At 51.1% G+C, this 10,379-nt stretch carries 12 protein-coding genes; 7 read left to right on the top strand and 5 right to left on the bottom strand.

Going from position 1 to position 10,379, the window contains the following annotated elements:
* A partial coding sequence (locus ACEW8P_RS22555; protein WP_373515327.1) for a DUF1501 domain-containing protein occupies positions 1–1,112 on the top strand: 1,112 nt, incomplete at its 5' end.
* 76 nt (positions 1,113–1,188) lie between these two features.
* Here ACEW8P_RS22555 and ACEW8P_RS22560 read toward each other — a convergent pair.
* Positions 1,189–1,809, bottom strand: a complete 621-nt coding sequence (locus ACEW8P_RS22560) for a hypothetical protein (protein ID WP_373515328.1) — start codon at positions 1,807–1,809, stop codon at positions 1,189–1,191.
* 114 nt (positions 1,810–1,923) lie between these two features.
* Between ACEW8P_RS22560 and ACEW8P_RS22565 the strand changes: the two genes are divergently transcribed.
* Positions 1,924–2,958 carry a glycosyltransferase family 9 protein gene (locus ACEW8P_RS22565; RefSeq protein ID WP_373515329.1) on the top strand — a complete coding sequence of 345 codons (1,035 nt, stop codon included), beginning with the start codon at positions 1,924–1,926 and terminating at the stop codon, positions 2,956–2,958.
* A gap of 18 nt (positions 2,959–2,976) precedes the next feature.
* Here the strand turns inward: ACEW8P_RS22565 and ACEW8P_RS22570 are convergent, their stop codons facing one another.
* Positions 2,977–3,639 (bottom strand): YggS family pyridoxal phosphate-dependent enzyme, encoded by a 663-nt coding sequence (locus tag ACEW8P_RS22570; protein ID WP_373515330.1) that lies wholly within the window; start codon positions 3,637–3,639, stop codon positions 2,977–2,979.
* Positions 3,640–3,760: 121 nt separating this feature from the next.
* Here ACEW8P_RS22570 and ACEW8P_RS22575 point away from each other — a divergent pair, with 121 nt between their 5' ends.
* The 4 genes from ACEW8P_RS22575 to rplI all read left to right on the top strand — a co-directional run bounded on the left by ACEW8P_RS22575 (position 3,761) and on the right by rplI (position 6,041).
* On the top strand, positions 3,761–4,702 hold the full coding sequence (locus ACEW8P_RS22575) for a hypothetical protein (RefSeq protein WP_373515331.1): 942 nt from the start codon (positions 3,761–3,763) through the stop codon (positions 4,700–4,702).
* Positions 4,703–4,932: 230 nt separating this feature from the next.
* A complete protein-coding gene (rpsF, locus tag ACEW8P_RS22580) occupies positions 4,933–5,319 on the top strand; it encodes a 30S ribosomal protein S6 (RefSeq protein ID WP_373515332.1) in 387 nt (128 codons plus the stop codon).
* Positions 5,320–5,322: 3 nt separating this feature from the next.
* Positions 5,323–5,574: a 30S ribosomal protein S18 gene (gene rpsR / locus ACEW8P_RS22585; protein WP_373515333.1), complete on the top strand. Its 252-nt coding sequence runs from the start codon at positions 5,323–5,325 to the stop codon at positions 5,572–5,574.
* Positions 5,575–5,597: 23 nt separating this feature from the next.
* Entirely contained in the window at positions 5,598–6,041 is a 444-nt protein-coding gene (rplI, locus tag ACEW8P_RS22590; protein ID WP_373515334.1) for a 50S ribosomal protein L9, read from the top strand.
* Positions 6,042–6,093: 52 nt separating this feature from the next.
* Here rplI and ACEW8P_RS22595 read toward each other — a convergent pair whose 3' ends face one another.
* The gene (locus ACEW8P_RS22595; RefSeq protein WP_373515335.1) at positions 6,094–6,906 is read right to left on the bottom strand and encodes an alpha/beta fold hydrolase; all 813 of its coding nucleotides are present in this window, start codon (positions 6,904–6,906) and stop codon (positions 6,094–6,096) included.
* Positions 6,907–6,925: 19 nt separating this feature from the next.
* Between ACEW8P_RS22595 and hemW the strand changes: the two genes are divergently transcribed.
* The gene (hemW, locus tag ACEW8P_RS22600) at positions 6,926–8,152 is read left to right on the top strand and encodes a radical SAM family heme chaperone HemW (protein ID WP_373515336.1); all 1,227 of its coding nucleotides are present in this window, start codon (positions 6,926–6,928) and stop codon (positions 8,150–8,152) included.
* Positions 8,153–8,229: 77 nt separating this feature from the next.
* Here hemW and ACEW8P_RS22605 read toward each other — a convergent pair whose 3' ends face one another.
* Together ACEW8P_RS22605 and ACEW8P_RS22610 are read right to left on the bottom strand one after the other, a co-directional pair.
* Complete coding sequence (locus ACEW8P_RS22605; protein ID WP_373515337.1) at positions 8,230–9,264, bottom strand: PmoA family protein; 1,035 nt, start codon at positions 9,262–9,264, stop codon at positions 8,230–8,232.
* Between the two features lie 100 nt (positions 9,265–9,364).
* On the bottom strand, positions 9,365–10,379 hold a 1,015-nt coding region (locus ACEW8P_RS22610; RefSeq protein WP_373515338.1), incomplete at its 5' end, for a Gfo/Idh/MocA family protein.

Genomic DNA, 10,379 nt, shown 5'->3' on the forward strand with positions numbered 1-10,379 from the left:
TAATGGATAAAGGCGCATTGATACGCTCCTACGTAGCCGCCGACCTGGGTCATATCCTGCATTCACGGCACCAGTACAACTGGCATACCTGCTACGAGCCGCCTCAAACCGTTGCCGCGCCGCACATCGGGGCCTGGATTGCCAAAGAACTCGGCCCAAAGAATCCGGTGATTCCAGCCTTCGTGGATATCGGGCAGCGTTTTACCGTCGGTGAGGCCGAGGAGTTGAAGGCCTTCCATACAGCGGGATTTCTGGGTAACGAGTTCGGTCCCTTCTTTATTCCTGACCCGACGCAGGGACTGGACAGCGTCCGCCCACCTGTGGGGATGGACGCGAATCGCTTCGAGCGGCGAAATCAGCTTTACAACGACTTGATCAGCAGCAGTCCGATGGGTGAGTATGGCAGCGATTACCAAAAAGAATCGCTGCGCCGCTCGATGGAGCAAGCCTACATGCTCCTCAACTCCCCCGAGGCCAAAGCCTTCGACCTCAGCACTGAGCCGAAGGAAAGCTACGAAAAGTACAACACCGGAAAGTTCGGACTGGGGTGTCTGCTCGCCAGGCGACTCACCGAGCAAGGCGCGCGCTTCATTAGCGTCACAACCGAGTACGAACCATTTAAAGGTTTTGACACCCACGAAAACGGCCATACCCGCATGGTCGATATGAAAAAAATGATCGACGGCCCAGTGGCCCAACTCATCCAGGACCTCGACCAAAGCGGCCACCTCGACCGCACCCTAATCGTGCTGGCCAGCGAGTTCAGCCGCGACATGATGGTGGAAGGCCGCCCCGACCAAAAGGTAAAGGAGCAAGTGAAGCAACCCGACATCCTCTCAGATGAGAAATTCTACGGCATGCACCGTCACTTCACCGACGGCTGCTCGCTGCTTATGTTCGGCGGCGGCATCAAGCGCGGCTACGTTTATGGCAAAACCGCCGACGAACGCCCCTGCAAGTCCATCGAAAACCCCGTTAAAATCGACGGCATCCACCAGACGATCTACCACGCGCTTGGGATTCCGCCGGATACGGAGTACGAGATTGAGAAGCGTCCGTTTTATACTACGCCCGATGGGAAAGGGAAGGCGGTTATGGAGTTGCTGGCGTGAGTCGCCCTATTAACATTTTTGTGTGTCATGAAGACCTTACCGAGGGCAAAGATAGGGACAAGCCATCTTCTCCCTCTCAAAACCTCAAAGCCAGCCCCACGCCGCCCGGCGCTAACTGCGACAGCCCCAGACTGAGCGTAACTGGTGGCTTGACACCAGCATATTTGAAGTTATAGTAGTTGACTGCCTTGCGCATATTCCGGAAACAGACGATGCGGGCCCCCAAACCTGCCAACGTAATCCCGCCCGCCCAGTAGAGGTAGTTGTTGTTGGAGTTGTCGTAATAGGGAATAAAATAAAACAACCTGATTCTCTGACTTACGCCTACCACCGCCACCAGCGAACCCAGCGTCGTGGCACTGTACCAGATGATGCGGTTTGTCTCATGCCGTCGGTAGAGTTCGGCGAGGAGCGGGTCGCTGGTGGTTTGGAGATATGGTTTAACATTCGAAGCGAAGTAATATTTGCGGTCATTTATTTTGTAGGAATGTCCCCCAATGTACAGCGGCGAAACCAGGAGCGAAACGGCCAGGATCCAGGGCTCGAACTTCATCCTGATTTCGGGCAGAGTATCCCGCGAAATCTGGGCGGCCAGGAGCCTCTCGGAAGGGAAAAGGGCATCCGGTTGGGCGAGCGACCGGGACGAGGGAATGCATGATAGGCCAATTCCAAAAAGCAAAAACAACGATCTCTTCATGGCAAGTGCTGTCTTGATTTGTCTAAACTTACAAATTCTCATCCTTAAAAAAACAAATCTCCCAGCAAATTTTTCTTCCCTAACTTGCGCCATTAACACGTTCCACACACACCAATGACCCCAAAAGCTTTCGTCGCTCTCTGGACGCACCGCTACCATAAATACAGCCACATTGCCAAAGCGCACCTCCTGGCCCGCCGGGCGCAGCTTTATTTTGGCTCAAAAAAAAGAAAGTTAAAAAAAAAGCTAGTTGCTGTCGTCCGCACGGAGCACTTTGGTGACATTGTGGCCGCCGAGCCACTTTCACGGCAAATTCGGGAATTGCATCCTGACGCCCACATCGTTTGGTTCGTCAAGCCCATGTTTCGGGAATTGGTCGACACTAACCCCAACGTGGATGAGTCGTTCCCGGAATTTTGCGTGACTCAGCGGCGGGTACTTTTGGAAACGGGAGTATTTGATAAAGTGTATGAGTTGCAATTCCGCAACAACAACCGCTGCCCGACCTGTGATGTGTTCGTAGAAAATCCGGTGGCAGTGGCTAAGGGAATCAACGTTCACACCTACTTCAATTTCGGAAATTTGCTGGAAGTTTTCGCCAAGATCAGCAACCTGACTGTCCCGCAGGACGACCAGCCGCGGCTGTATTTGCAGGAGCGGCACCGCCGGAAAGTGGATGGGCTGGATTTGCCCAAGCGCTTCATTGTAGTGCATTGCTTGTCGAACCTTGCGCTTAAAGATTGGCCCGCCGAACGCTGGAACGCCCTGATTCCGCAGTTGGCAGACAAGTACGGCGTGTCGATTATCGAGATCGGTTTATCGAGTAATCTATCCGTAAACCACCCCACCTACCACAACCTCTGCGGCCAACTCTCGATCCTGGAAACGGCGGAGGTGATTCGTCGGGCAGAGTTCTTCATCGGCCTGGACAGCGGCCCGGCGCACCTGGCTAATGCTGTGGGTACTTTCGGCTTTATCATATTGGGTTCGCTGAATGAGTTTTCAGCCTACAATCCCTACTCGGGTACTTATGATAGCGGCGAAAACTGCGTTTTGATTCGTCGCGAGGGCGTTCCTTGTGTTCAGCTACCTCTGGAAACGGTGCTAAACGCAATCGAAAAAAAGATTCCAGTTTCGGCCAAGGGGTAGTTCGCTCCAAACTGCCTTCTATTTCCTGGCTCCGAAAATCGCACTACCGACGCGCACCATCGTGCTGCCTTCTTCCAACGCTACGGGAAAGTCGTTACTCATACCCATTGAGAGTACCTGCATCGTCGCTTTCTCGGTTTCTTTCTCCTTCAATTTTTCAAAAAGCTGACGCAAACCGCCAAACTCCCTTCTAAGTTGCTCATCGGAAACACCCCAGGTAGCCATCCCCATCAAGCCCGAAACCTGTACATTTTCCATAGCGTCAAATTCTTTGGAATCCAGCAAATCAACTACCTCTTCTTCCGACAATCCGAACTTGGTATCTTCCTCGGCGATATGGATTTGCAACAGGCAGTCGATCGTGCGGTCGTTCTTTTTTGCCTGCTTATTGATTTCTTTCAAGACTTTCAGGCTGTCCACTGAATGAATGAGGGAAACGAAGGGCGCGAGGTACTTTACCTTGTTAGTCTGCAGATGGCCGATCATATGCCATTGGATGTCCTTGGGCAACGCTTCGTATTTCTCCACCATTTCCTGTGCCTTATTTTCTCCGAAAATTTTGCAGCCCGTGTCGTAGGCTTCCTGCAACATTGCGATGGGCTTGGTTTTGGTAACGGCCACGAGCTTTACATCGGGGGGTACCTGACGCTCGATCTCGGCAATATTTTCTTTTATAGACATATGCTAATTTAAAAAACTGACTATTAACTACTTATGATTCTTGTAAAAATAAAATCGTATATTCGCGGCTCAATAAACTACCCTTTTATCCACTATCACATCAACTTAATCTGAATTCCGTATGGATTACAACCAAGATCAAAAACAAGACCGCCGTACCTTGCTTTGGGTGGCGTTGGCCGTTTTAGCCATTCTGAACGTCGTACTTTTCTATTTTTATTATCAGGAAAAGCAGAATAATCGCGACAAAGATATCATCATCGCCGCCAAGACCGACGAGGTGCTGTCCACCAAGAACAAACTGGATTCGATATCGGTGCAGTTGGACGCCAAAATCGCCGTGATTCAGCAACTCGGCGGCAGCGTCGATTCGCTCATCGTGCTGAAGCAGGAATTGGAGCGCGACCGTCAGGCACTGCGCAATTCGAATTCGTTTTCAACGAAAAAATATGAGGATAAAATCCGCAACTACGAGTCGATTTTAAGCCAGAAGGACACCGAAATCGCGCAATTGAAGGAAGAGCTGGGCATCGTGACAGCCCGAAACGAAGAACTGAGCGAGACAGTTACCGGACTGGAGGGCGAAAAGCAACTCCTTGCCGACTCGGTTACCAACTATGCCGTTCAGAACCGGGATTTGAACGAAAAAGTCACGGTCGCCTCCGCCCTGCGAGCCGAAAACATCTCGGTGAATGCTCTGACTTCCAAAGGAAAAGAACGGGACGGGGGTACTTATCGGTCGCGACGGATCGACAAACTGAAAATTGGCTTCCGACTCGGTCCCAATGCCATTGCCAAGCAGGACCGTAAGGAGGTCTATCTCCGCATCCTCGACCCCGACGGTGCGGTGCTATCCGATATGGCCACAGGTTCAGGCGCCTTCATTCAGAATGGCCGCGAGATGATTTACAGTTCAAAGGAGGCTATCAATTTCAATAATACTGGCCAATCTGTAGACATTATCTATGGCCGCGGTGGCATCCCTTTCAAAGATGGCAAGTACACTGTCGAGCTATATAGCGAAGGATTCAAGATTGGGCAGGGTGATTTTTCTGTAAAGTAGCAGGTTGTTGACGGGGCCGCCCGCGCGGCTGTGTAATCGTATTTTTGTTAAGCTGGGCGTTTTATCTTACTCACTAGTAGTGTATTGAATAAATTAACAACTAGTCAATCCAACACCAATTACACAGTACAACGATTACGCGATTTAACAAACAATTGCTTTTCACACTAAAAGCGAGTAATTTCGCACCCTCATTTTGAGAAAATTAACTAATAACCAATTCATTTCGTATGAACAATCAGTATGAAACGGTGTTCATTTTAACTCCCATCTTATCTGAGGCCCAGATGAGGGACGCCGTTGACAAGTTCCGTAAAATCCTCACCGACAACGGCGCGGAACTGGTACACGAGGAAGACTGGGGATTGCGCAAGCTGGCCTACCCTATCCAAAAGAAGAACACGGGATTCTACAATTTGCTGGAATTCACCGCGCCGGGTAACGTCATTGCTATGCTTGACACCGAGTTCCGCCGCGACGAGCGCGTAATCCGTCACATGACAGTAGCGCTTGACAAGCACGCCATTGCCTATAACGAGAAAAAGCGGAAAGGGCTGATGAAACAGCAGAAGGAAGCCGCCATTGACGAATCACAAAAACCCGAACAAGCCGCATAAGCCATGACACTCGTAAACGAACCAATCGACAAGACCCAGAACCGTAAGAAGTACTGCCGTTTCAGAAAGGCAGGCATCAAATACATCGACTATAAGGATCCCAATTTCCTATTGAAGCTCGTCAATGAGCAGGGCAAGATTCTTCCCCGTCGCCTTACCGGCACCAGCCTGAAGTACCAGCGCAAAGTGGCCCAGGCCATCAAGCGGTCGCGCCAACTGGCCCTGATGCCGTTTGTAGCCGATCAATTGAAGTAATCACGTAAAAGAGATCGCAAGAAATGGACATTATATTATTGACAGACATTGCCAAGGTTGGCTATAAGAACGACATCGTGACGGTGAAGAACGGTTTTGGCCGTAACTACCTTATCCCGCAAGGGTACGCCATACTGGCCAACTCCTCCAACCGCAAGGTAGTGGAGGAGAACGTTCGCCAGGCAGCGCACAAAGCTGAAAAAATGCAGAATGAGGCCGAGGAAATCGCCGCTGCTATTGGCGAAGCGGTAATTGACATTCCTGCCGTGGTGGGTGAAAGTGGCCGCATCTTTGGTCGCGTTACCAACACGCAGGTAGCCGACGCCCTGAAAGCGAAAGGCTTCGACATCGACCGTAAGAAAATCACGGTGGACGAAGTGAAGTCGGTCGGTACCTACGATGCCGTTATTGACTTGCACAAGGAAGTGAAGCATACGGTGAAGATCAACGTCGTTCCGGCGCAGTAATCACTTCTTGTTTTAGAATAATGAAAAAGGCCCAGTCGAAACTGGGCCTTTTTCATTTTAACAGCAGCTGAATTCCCGAGCGAATAAGTTCGGGATCGGACCAGGGAACAAAATGATTCATGGATTTCTTACGAATCATTGTCAACGGCACGCGACCATTCAGTTTCTGCTCGATAAAATCAGCATTGGCCGCTGGCACCAGCACATCGCTGCCGCCCTGAATCACAACCACTGGGCAATTAATTTTATCCCAGGAACCAACCATCTTTCTTAGGTCTTTTTTCAAGGGTAAAAGCTCTTCATTGCTCGATTCAAAGGAGCGGGGGATAATCCAGCGCACAGGCGGCACAGCCAGAATGTAACGGTACCAGTTGGTGGGTTCCAAGTCAGGATCGACAGACGCTGCCGCCAGTACCAATCCCCGAACATACTCAGGGTATTCCATAGCAAAGCGGGCCACGATGGGACCACCCAGCGAATGGCCAACAAGAATTACCTTTTGCGTCTGGTACTTCATGATGGGAAGAAGTGCTTCAACTTGCTCGGTCAACATTTTTACCGCTGTTTCGGTACTTTCTCCAAAGCCAGGACGATCAACCGACATGAGGTAAGCCTTATTTTGCAGCACCGAATCTTTCAAAAAACCGCTGTAAGCATCCCACGAACCGGGCGAACCGTGTACGAACAGGACCGGCGGCAGGGTCGAGTCTCCGACCGCAACGAAGTGCATCTCACCCAGGCGGGTTTGGTAGTACTTATGCACGGCCGGGAGCTTACTTCCCGCCATCGGATCGTCATTTTTGAAGGTGGTGCAGCTTTGCAAAAAGCAAAGAACCAGGGCTAATCCGCCCATTAGCTTTTTCATTGTACGAATGTAGTTATTTTTGCAAAACCCTTCACGGCATTTTCCGCCCTTGCTCAACCCCTTCGCCATGCATCTCTATTTGCACATTCCCTTTTGTCGGCAGGCCTGCCACTACTGCGACTTCCATTTCAGTACGTCGTTGCGGGACAAGGGTAAGGTTGTGCGGGCGATGGTCAGAGAGCTGAAAATGCAAAAAGACTATCTACCCTCGGACGACCTCCACACCGTCTATTTCGGGGGCGGCACTCCTTCCCTGCTCAGCGAAAAGGAGTTGGCAACGTTGATGAATGCTATCAAAAAGCAGTTTCATCTCAAACCCGACGCTGAAATTACGATGGAAGCCAATCCTGACGATCTCTCAGAAACTACTTTAAAGATGCTGGTCGAACAGGACGTAAATCGCCTGAGCATAGGCATTCAGTCTTTCCATGATCCACATCTGCGGTTCATGAACCGCATCCACAGCGCGCAGGAAGCAGAGGACAGCGTGAGAATGGCGCAGGACGCGGGCGTTACCAATTTATCTGTAGATCTCATCTACGCCATCCCCGCCGAGAGCGACGATATTTTGTTAAGAGACATCGAAAAAACGCTTGCTTTGGGAGTAGAACACATATCGGCTTATGCCCTCACGGTGGAACCCAGAACGGTTTTTGGCAACTGGACCAAAACAGGGAAAATGGCCCCGATCGAAGACGAATTTGCCGCCCGACAGTTCGAGGTACTAGTCAGCAAATTGAGGGCAGCAGGTTTTGACCAGTACGAGATTTCCAATTTTGCCAAGAATCAAAAATACAGCCGCCACAACAGCGCCTATTGGCAGCGGCGTCCCTATCTCGGCATTGGCCCTAGCGCGCACTCATACGACGGTACCAGCCGCCAATACAATGTGAGCAACAACGCCGCCTACCTATCCGGAATAAAAGACAAAACCTTACCTATTACCAAAGAGATACTCACGCCGGAAGACCAGGTCAACGAGTACCTTCTCACGGGTCTTCGCACGAAATGGGGTTGTCGATTGGAGTTATTACAAGAACTTTCAGGAGGCCGTTTCCTTATGCAAACGGGTGAAGAGATATTCCGCCTCAACGAAATCGGCTGGCTCCACTCCCGCGATGGATTGCTACTGTTAACGGAAAAGGGGAAACTTTTCGCCGACCAAGTGGCGAGTCGCCTCTTCTTTGAGGGAGGAAGCGGGGCGCCCCGTGGCGAGGAAAGGAAAAAAGGAGGAGAGGAAAATTAAGTATCAAAGCGCAAGCCTGCTACCTTTCTCCTTTCCTCCCTCCTCCTTTCCTCCTTTTTCCCTTTCCTCCTTAAAAATTATTTCACTTTTCCAAACTCCCCAGCCAGTTTGTTCATTTCTGCGTCGGTAAGGTGATGCGAGGCGATGACCAAGCGGTAGCGGAGGGTAATTGATTTTCCCTTGGGTAGTTTTTCATTACGTGTTTCCTTGCCGCCGGAATACTCTTTATCGCCCATTGGATTCACAGCAAAAAGGCCGTAACCACGCGCATGCCAGTAAGCGGGATAACCCAGGTTTTGAGGATGGTCAAAAATAGCAACGCTGATCTCCTCATTGCCGATTTTACCGCTCAGGTCGTTCCAAGCCGAACGCTTGCCCCAAACGTCGTCGCCCTTGACCCCTTCTTTATTGCGGTAGTTGCCCGTTACGCCTTCATTGTTAAGCGAGGCGACCTTGGTAGCTACACCATTAGCATCAGTAAAAACTTCTGCTTTGTTAGAAGGCAACTCCATCTGTCGCGCGAGCCTCATGCCAAACATGCCTTCCTTCGAGTCAGTAAAAGTAACGTCCTGCTGCGCGGTGAGTGTCGTAATACGGTCAATGATGCGCTCATCTCCGGACGCCCGGAAGATATAGGTAGTTTTCTCCTTAAGGAAAGTATCACCATCCTGACTTACCCAGTCGGCGGTCACGCTCAATTCACCCTTGCCTTTCCCACTTTTCAAGTCGGTGATGCCTGTGTGAATGATGTCGCCGTACTTGTTCTTGGTACGATCCACGGCGTTGGAACTGTTCCAGAAATCGTAGCCGTTGACATCGCCGTGGTTGAACCAGACGCCCACATGATGGGGGTGGTCTACCCGCTCGCCAGGACGAGGATCCATCGGCCACCCGCGCGTAACGAGAGTTCCTTCCGCCGTTCTGACGGGATAGAGAACAGCCTTTTTCAGGACGTCAGTGCCGGGATAAATGTAGGCCGTGAATGGTTTTCCGTCCACGGTCACTTCTACTTTCCGCTCAGCCCCATTGTTTTGTAATGCTACCTGCTGGGCATTCGCGACAAACACAGTGGACATCAATAGAGAGCCAACTACCAAAAATTTATTTTTCATATTTGATAAAAAAAGAAATGTGCATTTGCTGAATCGATCTTTGAACCAAATCAACAAATACACAACCGCGCGGGCGGCCCCGTCAACAATTAAACAATTTTTAACTTGCTACTATATCATTCTTCTTTTCGTCCCAGGTCACGCGCTTGCCCGTGTGTAGGGCTTGCGTGGCCATGATATTGGCCACGGCGTGATTGAAACCCGCGCGGGCTGGGGCATTGGGCTGCTTGCGGCTGCGGACGCACTCCATCCAGTTGAGCATGTGCAGCGACGTCATGGGATCGGCGCCCGTGTTGGCGCCCGTTTCCATTTTGGCTACTTCGCCAAGTTTCTTGGTCGGCAACAAGTTGGGTTCCATACCCATCGCCTTGGCTGGTCCGGCTTGCAGGCCACCGTCGGGAGTGATCTCGTTCGTGTCCAGGTTGATCATACCCGCGTTGGAGTAATAGTATTCCTTGACATCGCCCGCTGCCTGGTGCATTCTTGATGAATAAATCACCTGGAAAGCTTTGCTGGGATCGTCAAAAGGTCCGTACTCGAATACCGCCGAGAAAGTATCGGCGTTCTTGCGACCGTCTTTCCAAACATAAACGCCACCGTTGGCTGATACGCTACGTGGTGCATTCAGTCCCGAGAACCAGTGGACGGTGTCGATCTGGTGCGACATCCACTGACCGGGAATTCCCGAGGAGTAAGGGTAGAACAGGCGGTACTCCAAGTAGTAGCGCGGATTCCAGGCTACTTTGGGGCGATTCATCAGGAAGCGATCCCAATCGGTATCTTCTTTGCGAATTTCCTTCGTCAACTCGGGCAGACGCCAGCGACCGGGCTGGTTGACGTTCCAGGTCATTTCCACCATTGAGATCGGCCCAAACTCGCCAGAGTTGATGAACTTGTTAGCCGCGTGGTAGTTGGGAGCCGAGCGCCGTTGCGAACCTACCTGCACGATTTGCTTGGAAGCTTCGGCAGTTTTTAAACACAGCTTGGCGTCTTCCAGCGATTCGGCGAAAGGTTTTTCCATATAGACATCACGTCCCGACTTGATCGCCGCCACCGAATGGAGGGCGTGCTGGAAGTCGGCGGTACTAATGATGACAGCATCCACGTCCTTACGA

Source organism: Persicitalea sp. (genome assembly GCF_041751555.1).
Taxonomy (GTDB): Bacteria; Bacteroidota; Bacteroidia; order Cytophagales; family Spirosomataceae; genus Persicitalea.